The organism is Candidatus Endowatersipora endosymbiont of Watersipora subatra (assembly GCF_964026585.1).
Classification (GTDB): domain Bacteria; phylum Pseudomonadota; class Alphaproteobacteria; order Rhizobiales; family Rhizobiaceae; genus Pseudahrensia.
Genome location: NZ_OZ032160.1, coordinates 81,557 through 97,696 on the forward strand (window position 1 = coordinate 81,557; position 16,140 = coordinate 97,696).

General features: G+C 40.1%; 16 protein-coding genes. 7 read left to right on the forward strand and 9 right to left on the reverse strand.

Going from position 1 to position 16,140, the window contains the following annotated elements:
- Positions 1 to 13: 13 nt before the first annotated feature.
- The 4 genes from proB to rplU form a co-directional block, all read right to left on the reverse strand.
- On the reverse strand, positions 14 to 1,159 hold the full coding sequence (gene proB, locus AAGD37_RS00360) for a glutamate 5-kinase (RefSeq protein ID WP_341760702.1): 1,146 nt from the start codon (positions 1,157 to 1,159) through the stop codon (positions 14 to 16).
- The gene (obgE, locus tag AAGD37_RS00365) at positions 1,159 to 2,193 is read right to left on the reverse strand and encodes a GTPase ObgE (RefSeq protein WP_341760320.1); all 1,035 of its coding nucleotides are present in this window, start codon (positions 2,191 to 2,193) and stop codon (positions 1,159 to 1,161) included. The genes proB and obgE overlap by 1 nt, the downstream gene beginning before the upstream one ends.
- Positions 2,194 to 2,330: 137 nt before the next feature.
- A complete protein-coding gene (rpmA, locus tag AAGD37_RS00370; protein ID WP_341760321.1) occupies positions 2,331 to 2,606 on the reverse strand; it encodes a 50S ribosomal protein L27 in 276 nt (91 codons plus the stop codon).
- 98 nt (positions 2,607 to 2,704) lie between these two features.
- Entirely contained in the window at positions 2,705 to 3,031 is a 327-nt protein-coding gene (gene rplU, locus AAGD37_RS00375) for a 50S ribosomal protein L21 (protein ID WP_341760322.1), read from the reverse strand.
- Between the two features lie 410 nt (positions 3,032 to 3,441).
- Between rplU and AAGD37_RS00380 the strand changes: the two genes are divergently transcribed.
- From AAGD37_RS00380 to hisS, 3 genes are all read left to right on the forward strand, one after another.
- Positions 3,442 to 4,287, forward strand: coding sequence for a TIGR01459 family HAD-type hydrolase (locus AAGD37_RS00380; RefSeq protein WP_341760323.1), 846 nt, complete (start codon positions 3,442 to 3,444; stop codon positions 4,285 to 4,287).
- 16 nt (positions 4,288 to 4,303) lie between these two features.
- Positions 4,304 to 5,299, forward strand: a complete 996-nt coding sequence (locus AAGD37_RS00385) for a bifunctional riboflavin kinase/FAD synthetase (protein WP_341760324.1) — start codon at positions 4,304 to 4,306, stop codon at positions 5,297 to 5,299.
- Between the two features lie 308 nt (positions 5,300 to 5,607).
- A complete protein-coding gene (gene hisS / locus AAGD37_RS00390; protein ID WP_341760325.1) occupies positions 5,608 to 7,113 on the forward strand; it encodes a histidine--tRNA ligase in 1,506 nt (501 codons plus the stop codon).
- A gap of 149 nt (positions 7,114 to 7,262) precedes the next feature.
- Here the strand turns inward: hisS and groL are convergent, their stop codons facing one another.
- Positions 7,263 to 8,918: a chaperonin GroEL gene (groL, locus tag AAGD37_RS00395; RefSeq protein ID WP_341760326.1), complete on the reverse strand. Its 1,656-nt coding sequence runs from the start codon at positions 8,916 to 8,918 to the stop codon at positions 7,263 to 7,265.
- A 62-nt stretch (positions 8,919 to 8,980) separates the two neighbouring features.
- Positions 8,981 to 9,277: a co-chaperone GroES gene (locus AAGD37_RS00400; protein WP_341760327.1), complete on the reverse strand. Its 297-nt coding sequence runs from the start codon at positions 9,275 to 9,277 to the stop codon at positions 8,981 to 8,983.
- 321 nt (positions 9,278 to 9,598) lie between these two features.
- Between AAGD37_RS00400 and AAGD37_RS00405 the strand changes: the two genes are divergently transcribed.
- Positions 9,599 to 10,480 (forward strand): methyltransferase domain-containing protein, encoded by an 882-nt coding sequence (locus AAGD37_RS00405; RefSeq protein ID WP_341760328.1) that lies wholly within the window; start codon positions 9,599 to 9,601, stop codon positions 10,478 to 10,480.
- Positions 10,481 to 10,534: 54 nt separating this feature from the next.
- On the opposite strand, the gene AAGD37_RS00410 is transcribed toward AAGD37_RS00405, so the two are convergent.
- Positions 10,535 to 11,266, reverse strand: a complete 732-nt coding sequence (locus tag AAGD37_RS00410; protein WP_341760329.1) for an alpha/beta hydrolase — start codon at positions 11,264 to 11,266, stop codon at positions 10,535 to 10,537.
- A 75-nt stretch (positions 11,267 to 11,341) separates the two neighbouring features.
- Between AAGD37_RS00410 and AAGD37_RS00415 the strand changes: the two genes are divergently transcribed.
- A complete protein-coding gene (locus tag AAGD37_RS00415; RefSeq protein ID WP_341760330.1) occupies positions 11,342 to 12,508 on the forward strand; it encodes a glycosyltransferase family 4 protein in 1,167 nt (388 codons plus the stop codon).
- A 120-nt stretch (positions 12,509 to 12,628) separates the two neighbouring features.
- On the forward strand, positions 12,629 to 13,180 hold the full coding sequence (infC, locus tag AAGD37_RS00420; RefSeq protein WP_341760703.1) for a translation initiation factor IF-3: 552 nt from the start codon (positions 12,629 to 12,631) through the stop codon (positions 13,178 to 13,180).
- Positions 13,181 to 13,280: 100 nt separating this feature from the next.
- On the opposite strand, the gene fdxA is transcribed toward infC, so the two are convergent.
- Both fdxA and gshB read right to left on the reverse strand, forming a co-directional pair.
- Positions 13,281 to 13,619 carry a ferredoxin FdxA gene (gene fdxA / locus AAGD37_RS00425; protein ID WP_341760331.1) on the reverse strand — a complete coding sequence of 113 codons (339 nt, stop codon included), beginning with the start codon at positions 13,617 to 13,619 and terminating at the stop codon, positions 13,281 to 13,283.
- Between the two features lie 78 nt (positions 13,620 to 13,697).
- Positions 13,698 to 14,639 carry a glutathione synthase gene (gshB, locus tag AAGD37_RS00430; RefSeq protein ID WP_341760332.1) on the reverse strand — a complete coding sequence of 314 codons (942 nt, stop codon included), beginning with the start codon at positions 14,637 to 14,639 and terminating at the stop codon, positions 13,698 to 13,700.
- Between the two features lie 421 nt (positions 14,640 to 15,060).
- On the opposite strand from gshB, the gene AAGD37_RS00435 reads away from it, so the two are divergent.
- Positions 15,061 to 16,134 (forward strand): quinone-dependent dihydroorotate dehydrogenase, encoded by a 1,074-nt coding sequence (locus AAGD37_RS00435; protein ID WP_424945466.1) that lies wholly within the window; start codon positions 15,061 to 15,063, stop codon positions 16,132 to 16,134.
- Positions 16,135 to 16,140 lie beyond the last annotated feature (6 nt).

The following is a 16,140-nucleotide window of genomic DNA, read 5'->3' on the forward strand; positions in this document are numbered from 1 at the left end:
ATCCTCATGTTGATCATGTTGATAATGTTAGCACCAGATTATCCCTGTGAACTATCTCGTTTCGGCCCTCGTATCCCAATCCCAGTATCTGGGAGAGTTCTTCGCTCTTATAGCCCATGATCAGTTTAGCAGATCGAGAATCATAGCCAGCTAGACCTTGGGCAATTCGTACTCCATTCGAGGCATATATTGCAATAATATCACCGCGAGAAAATGAGCCTTCAATATCTATAACTCCAGTGGGAAGAAGGCTTTTACCATTTTCAAGAGCTCTCACTGCACCTTGGTCAACTGTTAAGCCTCCCTTAGTTTCCAGTTGACCAGAGATCCATATTTTTCGTGCACTAGTTCTACTTGTAGATTGGTTAGTCAAGAACCAGGTAGCAGGTTGACCCTCATCAATGGAACGGATAGGAAATCTTCTTTTTCCTGAGGATATGATCATGCTTATTCCTGCCCGTGTTGCAATTTTTGCTGCTTCAATTTTTGTAACCATACCACCCCGTGACAAATCTGATTTAGCGCTTCCAGCCATTCTTACAATTTCAGGTGTAATATCATTGATGATTTCAATGAGTCTGGCATCGGGATTATTAGTCGGTGGTTCTGTGTAGAGACCGTCAATATCAGACAAAAGAATTAAAAGATCAGCACTGATCATGGTCGCGATTCGAGCTGCTAGTCGATCATTATCACCATAACGTATTTTAGATGTAGCAACTGTGTCGTTTTCATTGATCACGGGAACGGAGCGAAGTGATAATAGTCGCTCAATAGTGTTTCGTGTATTCAGATATGATCGTCTTCCTGACCATCCTTCAGTATCATTCACGGTCAGCAGAATCTGTGCAGGAACAAGGCTATAGCTACATAAAGCTTCTGACCAGGCTTTTCCCAGTTCTATTTGACCAACGGCAGCGGCAGCTTGATTTTCATCTAGCTGTAAAGGTCTATTCGGTAAATTCAACAACCTATGTCCGAGTGCAATCGCACCTGAAGAAACTAATAAGATTTGAGTCCCTCCTGATATCAGAGTCCGAATATCACTCGCTAGTGTTGCAAGCCAAGCCTGATTGATCCCTGAATTTTCAACCAGAAGAGAGGAGCCAACCTTAATTACGATCCGCTGACAGTCATGGACAGAAATTCTTTTTGAGATCACGTTTTGTCCAGATTAGTATGTTGCCAGCGGGAATCAGTGATTTCTAATTCTTCAACTTGATCTGCTATCATCTGAAGAATATGTTTCACATTCTGATGAGTGATGGATGAGAATAAGAGCACAGGGGTCCTTGAAATCTTCTCAAGCTCGGCCTGTTTTTGTTTCTGCTGTTTTTCATCAATTAAGTCTATTTGTGATAAGGCCAGAATTTCTGATTTTTTCGATAATCCATGCATATAAGCATCGATTTCACTCCGGACTGTTTGATACGCCGTAATCACATCTTCTTCTGACGCTGAAACAAGATGCAAAAGGACCTTTGTCCGTTCCAAATGGCCTAGAAATCGATTCCCGATCCCCATGCCCTGATGTGACCCTTCAACAAGGCCTGGAACATCTACGATAACGAGACGGCGTCCTTCAATCTTTGTAACACCAAGATGAGGATACAGGGTTGTAAAAGGATAATCTGTAATCTTGGGTTTAGCAGAACTAACGGTTGCCAAAAACGTCGATTTGCCTACGTTAGCCAACCCAACAAGACCTACATCAGCGATGAGTTTTAAGCGTAACCATATCATGCGTTCATGACCTTCTAGACCGAGATTAGCGTGGCACGGTGCCTGATTGTTAGACGTCTTAAAATGAGCATTCCCAAAGCCCCCATTACCACCTCTGGCGATGAGAACTCTTTTTCCTTCCTCACTCAGATCGTAGATTAGAGTTTTGTTATCTGATTCAAGAATCTGAGTTCCGATAGGTATTTTGAGTATTATGTCATGACCTTTAGCACCATGCCGTTTGCGACCCTTACCGTGACCACCAGCCTGAGCTCGATAATGTTGTTGAGATCGATAATCAATAAGAGTATTTATGTTGCTTACAGCTTCAGCCCAAACATCACCACCTCTGCCACCATCACCACCATCAGGGCCTCCATATTCGAGATACTTCTCACGATGGAATGAGATACATCCTGCCCCGCCTTTTCCTGAACGAATATAGATCTTTGCCTGATCGAGAAATTTCATGATTATTAAGAGGTCTCTCTTTAACAAGCCAAAGAGAATCTCTCTCTGTACGGTTATACAGTTATGAAGTACGTAAGGGGAGAGTTCTTGAGGTTATAAAATCACTAAAAGTATAGAACCGGAAATTCTAATTGATCTCAGTCTATTCCGTAGCTTTCTGTTCTTGGTATGACTGAAACATATCTACGATTCTTCGATTTCTTTGTAAAGAAGATGTTGCCTTCTATCATTGCAAATAAAGTGTGATCTCTTCCTATGCCAACATTACTTCCCGGATGGAATTTCGTACCACGTTGACGAACAAGAATATTACCAGGAAGGACAGACTGACCACCGAACTTTTTGACTCCCAAGCGACGCCCTTGGGAATCACGACCATTCCTCGATGAACCACCCGCTTTCTTGTGTGCCACTGACTCTCTCTCCTTCTCCTACAATGAGAAGATAATAAAAAATAATAAAAGTAAAATTAGCTTATTTGAAAAATAATCACAACAAGATAACGTAGAATCTATTCCCTTTCGGAAAAATTTTTGTCATCAATTAGAATTTCGCTAATTTTTAGTAGCGTATAATGTTGACGATGACCGATTGTACGCCTCGAATTTTTTCGGCGGCGTTTTTTAAAAGCAATGACCTTACGATCACGGCCTTGTTTGACTATTTTAGTTACGACTATGGCACCTTCAACAAAAGGCATACCGATAAAGCCAGTTACCATTAAAACTTCTTTAATCTTTACTACATCACCGCATTTTCCGGGGAGCTTTTCGACCTTGATTTCATCTTTTTCGGAAACAGAGTACTGCTTTCCACCTGTTTCAATAACTGCGAACATCGTTTTCTTGATCCTATTACTCTAGAAGGGAATTTGAATGAAGGGCCTTCTTCATTAAGCAGCTGTAACATTTAAGAGAGGCAAAGAAGGACATGAAAGAGAAAACTCATGATATCAAAAAGTCAAAGAGAGTCAATCTTTCATCTAGAAGGGAATGAGGATTATCAATTAAATCAATTCTTGGCTCTATCTTTTGTAAAGAAAAGGGTTATGATTTATCTTCCTTAATAGCCGTTCAGAGTTCTTAATTTTATGCTATCTTATCTTGATCCTGAAAACGGATGAAAGAAGACCATAGAGGAGCAATAAAATGAACTAAAAGAATCAAAAGAATCGATCAATCTATTAGATATTAAGCTAATCTTAGTTTTAACAACCTTTCATCATGCATGTAGAGATCACGCATTTTTATGGATACAAAGATTAACGGGCTTTCAGTTATTAGCACATCGTATGATGCAATATTCTGTGACATCTTTGGTGTCTTACATAATGGATGCATCAAGTACAAAGATGCTGTATCTGCTCTGTTAAGGTTTAGAAATGAAGGGGGCAAGGTTGTCTTGATGACCAATTCTCCAAAGACAGTTCCCCATGTGATTGAGCAACTGAGAATTCTTGATATTGAGGACCAAGTTTACGATGATATCGTGACCTCTGGAGAGGTTACACGTAATTTGATATGCAAGGGTTCTGTCTTTCATTTAGGTCCTGAACGGGATATCAGTCTGTTTGATACACTCGATGTAGATCGAGAGACAGTCGATAAAGCACAAAAAATTGTCTGTACAGGCCTTTTTAATGAAGATCATGAAACGCCTGATCAATATGAAGAAATGCTGTTGGATTTATTGGATCGAGGACTACCTATGATTTGTGCAAATCCTGACATAGCGGTTGAACGTGGTGATCGTCTTGTTTGGTGTGCTGGTTCTCTTGCTCAGATGTATAAAAAAATGGGTGGCCTTGTGATGTTTGCAGGCAAACCGAACCAATGCATTTATAAGCTAGCTATGAGTAAGCTGGGTATTATACACTCTCAACTATCTGATAAAACTCGTATTCTAGCAGTTGGTGATGGAATCCTGACAGATATATTTGGTGCGCAGTCTGCAGAATTGAATTCACTGTTCATTTCTTCAGGCATTCATGCTTCTGAGTATGGAGGAAAATGTCCAGATTCTAAAATGTTGAGAGCTTTTCTTTCTAGTTATAATTTAGATTCCGTCACCTGGATGCCTTATCTTCGTTGGTAAGTATAATGGCTTTGCTATGACTATTTCTCATTTTCTTCATTGCAGACTTGGAGATCATTGTTCGATCGTTCCTAGACCTAGAGAGAGTGTGGTAGCAATCGGTAATTTTGATGGCGTTCACTGTGGACACCAAAGTGTTTTGCAAATGGCTTCTGGTATTGCGCGTTCAAAAGGTCTAGATTGCTATGTACTTTCGTTTGAGCCTCATCCTCAAACGTTATTTAAGCCTCATTCACCTGTGTTTAGATTAACACCTGAAATTATCAAAGCCAAAGTTATCAAGGCATTTGGATTAGATGGACTTCTTATTCTGCCTTTTACATGGGAACTGGCTGACACGTCAGCGGATACATTCATTAAGCACTATATTTTGAAACAAGCAGGTGCGAAGCATGTTGTAACGGGATTCAATTTTCATTTCGGAAAAAATAGGCAGGGCTCCCCTGAATATTTATCATCAAAAGGTAGAGGCTTAGGGTTCAGTACGACAACCGTTGAAGAAAAGGATGATGAACAAGGTGAATTGGTTTCCTCTAGACGAATAAGGAAGCTGCTGGAAGCTTCTGATATTAAGTCAGCTAACCAGCTTTTGGGATATCGATGGATAATTAATGGTTTCGTGCAGGCAGGTCAGAGGATCGGAAGAACACTAGGATATCCTACCGCAAATTTGTCATTACCATCGACTTGTCACCTCGCTTATGGTATTTATGCTGTTCGTCTAAGACGCGAAAATGGTCAGCTTTATGATGGTGTTGCAAGTTATGGTCGAAGACCGACTATAGGTCATGGAGAAGTCTTGCTAGAAATTTTTATTTTTGATTTTTCGGGTGATCTCTATGGCGAAGAACTATCAATTTCTTTATTTGATCATATCCGCAGAGAAAAAAAATTTAAAAATATCAGAGATCTTATAAAACGAATGGATCAGGATTCGATAACAGCTCGTAAAATTCTAAGAGGAGCTAGACCTTTTTCCAGATTGGATAAGATCATGAATTTTTCAATGTAGACAATGGATAGGCCCCTCATTCTGATGACCAGCTCGATCCGGTCAATTCACGAACAAGATCAAAATCTGAATTTACAAATATTGAAGATTAGTACCAATCTAAGTGATAACAATGCTAACGTCTCTGAAGACTTTAATTACCCATATCTATACCCTCGTGGAAGTTGTACAATTACAGTTACAGAAGCTGTAGAATCTATAGTATAGAAGATCACCTATAAACACCTTGAGGTCTATAAAAACCCTAATCAAGAATAGGGCGATTAAATCCTGAATCAATATAGAAATTGACTAGACTTTAAAAAACAATGACTGAAACATTAAAATCAAAACAACTCTCGCGTTTGAAAGCATGCCAACCGCGTGGGGTTGTTGATCGTTCATCGCATGACATTCGTATAACTGAGGCGATGATGATCAAAATTCGTGACGTTTATGAGCAATATGGGTTTGACCCAATTGAAACTCCCATTTTTGAATATACTGATGTACTTGGCAAATTCTTACCGGATATAGATCCATCTAACGATGGTTTTTTTTCTCTTCAGGACAGCGATGAAAAATGGATCAGTTTACGCTATGATTTAACCACCCCTCTTGCCCGTCACTTTGCGCAAAATATCAATACGCTACAGGTACCGTATCGTACTTATCGGTCAGGATGGGTTTTTCGGGATGAAAAGCCAGGCCCAGATCGTTTCCGTCAATTTATGCAATTTGATGTGGACACAGTGGGTGCCCCAAGCTCTTCTGCAGATGCAGAAATGTGTATGATGATGGCTGATACAATGGAAGCTTTAGGTATTGCCCGTGGAGACTATATTATACGAGTCAATAATCGTAAAGTACTAGATGGAATTATGGACATCATTGGTCTTAATGGCAATGACAATGCCTACAAGAGGCTTACCGTCCTAAGGTCTATCGATAAACTAGATAAGGTTGGTGAATTGGGAGTCAAACATCTGCTAGGAACAGGGCTCACAGATGAGAGTGGAGATTTCATCAAAGGTGCTGGACTATCTATCGAACAGATCGATATGATCATCGGCTATATGCATGGTGAGATCAGTCCTTCTCTTAAGGAAAATGCTTCTTACATGCAAGGATATTCTGAACTGGATATCATTGCATCTCTGGTTGATCGTGCCGGTTATAGTTTAAGTCAAATCAAAATAGATCCCTCAGTTGTTCGTGGATTAGAATATTATACAGGCTCTATCTATGAATGTGAGTTAACCTTTCCTATTACGAATGAAAATAGTGAAATGATTAGATTCGGTGCGGTTGCTGGTGGAGGCCGTTATGATAGGCTGATTAAGCGTTTCACGGGTCTAGATATCCCCGCTACAGGATTTTCAATTGGTGTATCACGATTGAAAGTAGCTCTTAAAAAGATAGGTAAATTTTCGAATGAATGTATCAAAGCCCCTGTCATTGTTTGTGTTATGGATCGACATATAGAAGCTGTGGCAGAATACCAAAGCATGGTTCAGGATTTACGAAATGCAGGTATAAGAGTAGAAATGTATCAGGGAAATCCAAAACGATTTGGCAAACAACTGCAATATGCTGATCGACGGGGCTCGCCTATTGCCATTATTCAAGGTTCACATGAACGTGAAGCAGGACAAGTTCAGGTCAAGAATCTAATTGAAGGCAAGTGTTTGGCAAAAGAAATGAAAGATCATGCAGAGTGGCGTAAAAATCATCGTGCTTATCGACTTGTTGCTCGTGATCAGCTTGTATCTGTGGTACAAGAGATTTTGGCAGAACAGGTTGAGGTTGAAAAGAACCAGAATCAGACAAGTTAATGGACTAAAATTTTGATGGTTAGGATAGTGATACGAGAAAAAGCTTAGAATAATTTTATCCTTGACCAGAAAAGAAAAAGGGACCAGGCTTCCCTTATCAGGAAGCCTGGTCCCTTAACTTAACGTAGACATTATAGAGTGAGAGAAGTCTACATCATTCCCCCACCCATACCGCCACCCATACCACCCATATCAGGCATAGATGGATTATGAGATGATGTCTCTTTTGACGGTTTTTCAGCAACCATTGCCTCTGTTGTAATCAAGAGGCTAGCTATTGAAGCTGCATCTTGCAAAGCATGACGAACAACCTTCATAGGATCAATGATTCCCATTGAAACCATGTCGCCATATTTTCCGGTTTGAGCATTATAGCCATAAGCAGAACTGTTATTACTCATAATCTGACCAACAACAACTGACCCCTCATCACCAGCGTTTTCTGCTATCTGACGCAATGGAGACTGCAGAGCACGACGAATAATCTTGACGCCAGCAGCTTGATCAGGATTTTCACCTTCACATTTTATCTCAGAAGAGGCACGCAAAAGAGCAACACCACCACCAGGAACTATACCTTCTTCAACTGCAGCACGTGTTGCATTTAACGCATCGTCAACACGGTCTTTTTTCTCTTTTACTTCAACTTCAGTAGCACCACCGATGGAAATTACAGCAACACCACCAGCAAGTTTTGCAAGACGTTCTTGAAGTTTTTCACGATCGTAATCTGAAGAAGTTTCTTCAATCTGTTGTTTAATTTGAGCAACACGACCTTCTACGTCTCCCTTCTCACCAGCACCATCAACAATTGTTGTTTCTTCTTTAGAAATAGAAATACGCTTAGCAGTACCCAGCATATCGAGAGTCACACTTTCTAGCTTGATTCCTAAATCTTCGGAAATAACCTGACCACCAGTTAGAACAGCGATATCCTCGAGCATTGCTTTCCGACGATCTCCAAATCCAGGGGCCTTGACAGCAGATACTTTAAGACCACCGCGTAGTTTGTTAACAACAAGAGTCGCCAACGCTTCGCCTTCGATATCTTCTGCGACGATCAACAGTGGTTTGCCAGATTGAACAACAGCTTCTAGAATAGGCAGCATAGCCTGCAATGATGACAGTTTTTTCTCATGTAGAAGAATATAAGGATCGTCCAATTCACACATCATTTTTTCAGAATTGGTAACAAAGTAAGGTGAGAGATAACCACGATCAAATTGCATACCCTCAACAACATCAAGACTTGACTCAAGGGATTTTGCCTCTTCAACCGTTATAACACCCTCATTTCCAACACGCTGCATCGCTTCAGCAATACGAGTGCCGATTTCTTCCTCGCCGTTAGCTGATATGGTACCAACTTGAGCAACCTCATCAGAATCTTTAATTTTTTTGGACATTTTTTTAAGAGATTCGACGACCTCATCGACAGCAGCATTGATTCCACGTTTTAGATCCATTGGATTCATTCCAGCAGCAACTGCTTTGACCCCTTCACGAACAATAGATTGTGCTAAAACTGTTGCTGTTGTCGTACCATCGCCTGCCTCATCATTCGTTTTCGATGCAACTTCGCGAACCATCTGTGCACCCATATTCTCAAACTTGTCTTCAAGTTCTATTTCCTTAGCAACAGATACACCATCTTTTGTGATACGAGGGGCACCAAATGATTTGTCGAGAACAACGTTACGACCTTTAGGACCTAGCGTAACTTTTACAGCGTCAGCCAGAATATCAACACCACGTAGCATGCGAGCGCGAGCATCTGAACCAAATTTGACTTCTTTAGCAGCCATTATTTTAAACTCCTTTGTATTTGCGTCTTCACGCAAGTTTAATATTTTGAGAACTATTAAGCTTAGCCAATAACACCCATAATGTCGGATTCTTTCATGATTAGCAGATCTTCGCCACCAATCTTAACTTCGGTGCCAGACCATTTGCCAAACAAAACACGATCACCTTGTTCAACATCGAGAGCAACAAGTTTACCACTTTCATCACGGACACCAGAACCAACCGAAACAACTTCCCCTTCGGCAGGTTTTTCCTGAGCATTATCTGGAATGATAATGCCTCCAGCAGTTTTGCTGTCAGCTTCTACTCGACGCACGACAACTCGGTCATGCAACGGACGGAATTTAAGTTTTTCCATAATCTTTTAGATCCTGTATTAGGCTCGCCCTTAAAATGGACATTCCTTAACTTTTTATATTATTCTATAATTAATTATAGCACTCACATTCATTGAGTGCTAACAACTAATGGATGAGATAGTAAGTCATCATCTATAAGTCAAGGGTGAACTGCTAATTTCTTGCTAATAACAAGGATAGAAAAGGATTTCCTTCATGCAATTTTCTAAAAATTAGGCTATAATCCATCCTTCTTTTTCTATGATGAGGATACGGAAGAAGGATTGAAATTTCTTCTTCAAAAGAGCATGAACTGAACTGGAATTAATCGTTACTTAACTATGTTTGATCGTTCTCGACATCTAGCGCGTTTAGCGCGGGCTAAAAATATTTTTGATAACGGACACGATTTTCTCATTCGAGAAACAGTTAAAGACATGATCGAGCGTTTATCTCTTGTGCAACGCCCTTTTGAGGGTGCAATTGCATTGTTTGGTAGAAGCTCTTTTCTCTTTGAGGCCATGAAAGAATGTCATCAAATATCAACTGTTATCCGTATTGAAGACATATTTTCAATTGAAAACTTAGCAGTAAGGACAGAAAAAAGCATTAAAACCTCATCCCCTGATCGAATCATTCTCCCCGAGAATTCAGCCGATCTCATCATCTCCCCTCTTACACTGCACTGGGCCTCCGATCTACCAGGAGCTCTTATTCAGTTACAAAGAATATTACGTCCTGATGGATTACTACTCGCTACATTACCCGGCCCTGGCACTCTATCAGAGTTAAGAGAATCACTTCTAATCGCTGAGAGTGAGATCTACGGGAGGGCTGTCAATCGTATGGATCGATTTACCGATATTCGCGATGCTGGTGCTTTGTTGCAAAGAGCCGGCTTTGCTTTACCAGTCGCCGATCAGTATTGGGTGACTGTGAGGTATAATCAAGTGATGGATCTCATTCGCGATCTTCGACGATTTGCTGCCACCTTTCATTTAAAAAACATATCCAATCCCTGTTTAACACAAGAGATTATGGAAAAACTGATGTTAGTATACAGAGATCGTTTTTCTGACTTAGACGGTCGAATACGGGCCTCTTTCTCTATCATATCCCTGTCAGGATGGGGCCCTCATGAGAGCCAGCAAAAACCCCTAAAACCAGGATCAGCTCAATTTCGACTTTCAGATATCTTAAAAACAAAGGAGCATAAAATATGACGAGCACCGTGAAGACATTGACATTGGTCTTAACGTTACTCTTCTCTCATGCTCTCATCTTAGAAATTCTGTCATAGTTCTTTTCAATAATTTAATGTTTTCATCAGTCGACAGACGATGATCTCCATCTTTGATGAGAGTAAGGGTTACATTGTCTTGCGACAGGCAAGAGAAGAGCCTCATTGTGTGAGAATAAGGGACTTCTGAATCTTTCATCCCCTGAAGGATATGTATCGGAGCATTAACGACTAACTCATCGTCCATCACTAAATTTTTGTCCCCATCATCAAAAAAAAGCTGCCGCATGACATGCGAATCGTTAGAATCATTAATCAATCGTGGTTTCATCAAATATTGAGTAAAATCTGAGGCAGGGGCAATAAGCAACATCCCAGATAATCTCTCTGATTCACGGATTCTTTCTAATTCTTGTGCTACGCGAAGGGCAATCCACGCTCCCATCGATGATCCAAGAACAACCTGTGGTCCCCTTGTAAACTTCCTAAAAACAGAAAGCGCTTGAGCTATCCATGATGAAATGGTTCCATCAACAATATTGCCACTAGATTGTCCATGTCCTGAATAGTCAAATCTTACCGTAGTGCAGCTCAGTTGAGCAGCATGTGCAACCATTGATTCCGCTTTTTTTCCCATCATATCTGATCTAAAACCACCAAACCAGATAAAGCCTGGACCATTACTATCAGCATTTTGTTGAGTTTTTACGGCCAAGACTACAGCAGGGTTAGTATCTGAAAACCTAAACCTATGATTCATTTCCTTCATTCATTATTTTCCTGTATTTCAAAGAGGATTTCTATATTAAAGTAACCTGTCCTTTTAAGTCTGTGAAGAGCTGCGATGAACGAACCAACAATTCTTCAAATTGTACCAGCACTGAAAACCGGCGGGGTCGAGCAAACGGCTCTTGATGTAGGCCATGCGGTCTCCAAAGAAGGCTGGAGATCGCTCATTGCGAGCAGTGGTGGTCGGATGTGTAAAGAGGCTGAGCAATTAGGCAGCGAGCATATCATACTCCCACTGGATACTAAAAACCCTATCGCTCTTTTAAGAAATACAGATCTTCTGAAATCTGTCATTCGATCATACCATGTTGATCTTCTTCATGCTCGTTCAAGGGCTCCGGCTTGGTCTTCGCTATTTGCGGCTCGCCAGACCAATACACCCTTTGTCACGACTTATCACGGTGCATACACTCAAAAAAGCTGGCCGAAGAAATTCTACAATTCAGTTATGGTCCGTGGTGACATGGTCATTGCAAATTCTCAGTGGACAGCTAACCTGATATACAAACGACATCCTTCTGCTTCTCAGAAAATCGTCGCTATTGCACGCGGAATCGATTTTTCAAAGTTTGATCTTTCTGTAATATCTGAAGAACGTCTCATGGCATTGCGCCAAAATTGGAATATTAGGGAGAGCGATATTATATTCCTGAATCTAGCACGTCTGACTCATTGGAAAGGTCAATCGGTTATCATTGAAGCCGCTCGTCAAGTGATCTCGTCTTACCCTTGTGCTCGTTTTATCTTAGCTGGTGATCCACAGGGGCGAACCGATTATGTTGATCGTTTACAAAAAAAAATTACCGAATATGATCTTAAGAATCATTTTGTTTTACCGGGACACTGTAATGATCCTTCTGCTGCTATAGCACTCGCAGATATTATTGTGGTTGCCTCCATTAAAGCTGAAACATTTGGTCGAACAGCCGTTGAAGCAGCCGCTATGGGCAAGCCAGTATTGGCCACACGTATTGGAGCTGTGGAAGAAACGGTTTGTTCAGAGCCTGAATGTATCCATGATCAAAACACTGGATGGAAAGTTAAAGCAGGCAATTCTGAAGAAATGGCAATTGCAATGAACCATATTTTATCGTTAAGTATGAATACGCTTCAGGAAATAGGAACAAGAGCACGTAATCATGTTCATAAGTTTTATTCTGTCGAGCGGATGAGGGAAAAAACTATTGCTGTTTACCGTAGCTTATTAACGAAAAGAAAATAGAAATTAATAAAACTATGTTAATTCATCTGTTTTTCATTAATATCCATGTTATATTGGGTCGGAGGTTGAAATCAATCCTCTTTAAGCTTTATAATGATCATTATTCAGGAGAACACGACCATTCGACGTCCTCATAGAACTGCCGCAATACCACAAAAATCTGGACCACGCGCAAACCAAGAAATTTCTGCTCCTGAAGTACGTCTTATTGATGAGCATGGGGATAACCATGGCTCAGTTCCTCTTGAAGCAGCCCTTGAGATGGCTCTTGATGCAGGTCTTGATTTAGTAGAAATTTCACCAGCCCATAGACCTCCGATTTGTAAAATTCTTGATTTAGGTAAGTATAAATACGCAGCGCAGAAAAAAGCGGCTGAAGCGCGGAAAAAACAAAAAACTATCGAAGTCAAGGAAATAAAAATGCGTCCTAACATTGATACACATGACTATGATGTAAAAATGCGCTCTGTACGCCGATTTTTTGAAGACGGAGATAAAGTCAAAGTGACTTTACGGTTTCGGGGTCGTGAAATGATGCATATAAATCTTGGTATGGATCTTTTACAAAAAGTGAAAGGAGATACAGAAGAAATTGCAAAGGTTGAATCTGAACCTAAACTCGAAGGCCGACAAATGATGATGGTATTGGCTCCGAAAGGTCATGTTTCTTGAATCAAATTCGCTTTGGGTTAAAGAAGCTTGAATACTAGTCTTTATGGCTCGTCTTCATTTTAAAGTGAAAGGGATCGAAAATGGAGTCGTTATGTTATTACTAATTTCCATCGCCTGGAGATTTGCTAAAGTATTTTTCAAATTTACCTTGCTCACCATCAAAATTCTCGGCATCAGCAGGTGGATTCCCTTTCGTGATAATATTAGGCCACTTTTTAGCATATGCAGTGTTAATCTTGAGCCATTTATCCAATCCAGAATTCGTATCAGGCTTTATCGCTTCAGCTGGACATTCTGGTTCGCAGACCCCACAGTCAATGCACTCATCAGGGTGAATGACAAGCATGTTTTCACCCTCATAAAAGCAATCGACAGGACAGACTTCAACACAGTCCATATATTTACATTTGATACAGTTTTCGGTGACAAGATAAGTCATTTCAAAACAAGAACTCTATAAGGAAAGAGATGACTCTTATAACTCACTTTACCTAAAAAGGAGAAAAAATTAAACACTTCACGACCTTTTACCTTCTAAAACACTCCAAAATAATTCAGATATATCAGCTCCACCAAATCTTTTTACTTCGCGTATACCAGTTGGTGATGTTACATTGATTTCAGTCAAGTAACCACCTATAACATCAATTCCGACAAAAATAAAGCCTCTCCTTTTCAATTCTGGACCAATCCTAGCACAAATTTCTTGTTCCTTTTCTGTCATGCTAACAATTTCAGCTTTTCCACCTACATGCATATTAGACCGTGCTTCACCCTGCATTGGTAGCCGATTGATCGCTCCAACAGGGGTACCATCTATTAAGATTATTCTCTTGTCACCTTCCTTGATTTCCTTCAGGTAACGCTGGACAATAAATGGTTCCCGCCACCTATCGTAAAACATTCTAATCAAAGAAAAAAGATTTTCGTTCTCTTCTGAGATCCTAAAAACACCCTCTCCCCCACTGCTGTATAGAGGTTTGATGATAATATCTTTAAACTCATCTCGAAACCTTTTCACCTCATCAGCAGAGCGAGTGATGAGGGTTTCGGGCATTAATTCATTGAATTCAGTGACAAAGATTTTTTCTGGTGCGTTGCGAACCTCTCCTGGGTTGTTGACAACTAATGTACCCGGATGAATACGCTCAAGAAGATGAGTTGCTGTGATATAACCCATATCAAAAGGTGGATCTTGACGCATCAAAATTACATCCATTTTGGCCAGATCTCTTAATTGGGCATCACGTAATGAGTAATGGGCTCCTTTTTTGTCCTTAACCTCTATAATTTCACAAAACGCATAAACATGTCCCTCACGCATCGACAAGCTGTCCACTTCATAGTGGAAGAGAGTATGTCCACGACGCTGAGCCTCGAGCATTAAGGCGAAAGTCGAATCTCCGTTAATATCGATACAGGAAATATGATCCATTTGTACAGCTACTTCCAATCCCATCCTATTTTCTAGTCCATAAACATAAAATCTTTACGTGTGATAATCATCATCTTGATAATCAGTCAATCAAATAGAATCCATTAGTATAGACAGCTCGTTATTTTATGTTAGATCGTTAGAGAAATGAATTGCGCTCTAGTTTTTTAAGGATAGCTTTCCTTTTTGTTTGAGGGTATTTTGATATAACCATGACAGAAAATAATAGAATCTTAAGTTTTTAAATGTTCAGCATATAAAACTGACATTAATGACTTTAGTATGATGAATTTATTCATAGAAAACATTTCCAAACATATCAATTGATTCTGTAAACCCTAGACCTAGAATATTGACTATACAAACATAAGAATTTCTTAAGACTGGAGCTACTCTATGAATGACGATAGAATAAAGAAAGCTTCATTTGATTATGATTGAAACAATAGCTGCTGCCTTTGGAAAAATTGTCCAACCACTCTTGTTATCACTTGATCCTGAAAAAGCACACTCGTTATCACTTGTTCTACTGAAATTAGGTTTATTTCCAAAGCTTTCTAGGAAAGCTGACAAAAAATTATCAATAGATATCGCTGGACTAAAATTCCCCAATCCACTTGGCATGGCCGCCGGTTACGATAAAAATGCGGATGTTTTTGACTCATTGCTGGCGCTAGGTTTTGGTCATGTAGAGATTGGAACAATCACACCTTTTCCTCAGAGAGGAAATACCAAACCCCGAGTGTTTCGCTTTCCTCACGAAAAAGGGATTATTAATAGACTTGGTTTTAATAACAAGGGACATCATCACGTCATTCAGGTACTGGCGAGACGAATCCATAAAACAGGTATTGTTGGTGTTAACATTGGCGCAAATAAGAATTCTGAGGATTTTATCGCAGATTATGTAAGCGGTATCCAAAGATTTGAAGACTTAGCCAATTATTTAACGATCAACATCTCATCACCTAATACACCTGGGTTACGAAACCTGCAAGATAAGAATAGGCTGATCAATTTGCTAAACCACGTGGATAAAGTGCGCAAAAAAACCTGCATTAATGGTAATAAAAGAACGCCTATTTTTCTAAAAATAGCCCCTGATTTGTCCGAACAAGACCTTGATAATATAACATCAGCCGTTCTGAAATCAGATATTGATGCATTGATTGTATCCAACACAACCTTGTCACGCGATGGACTGTTTGATTCCAAACGGGCTCCTGCTGGAGGTTTATCTGGGGCCCCTTTGTTTGATCGTTCGACTCGTATTCTTGCTCACGTCTATCAACGATTAGAAGGCAGAATACCACTAATAGGTGTCGGGGGTGTTGTTAATACTGTAAATGCGATTTCAAAAATTGAAGCTGGGGCTTCGCTCGTACAAATTTACACAGGCCTGATCTATAAAGGTCCTTATCTAGTATCAAAAATGCTAGATGAGATCAGTCAACATCTAAAGAAGAACAATCTGAACAACCTTTCTGAACTAATAGGCAAAAAAGCAAACATGTGGTGATGTCAA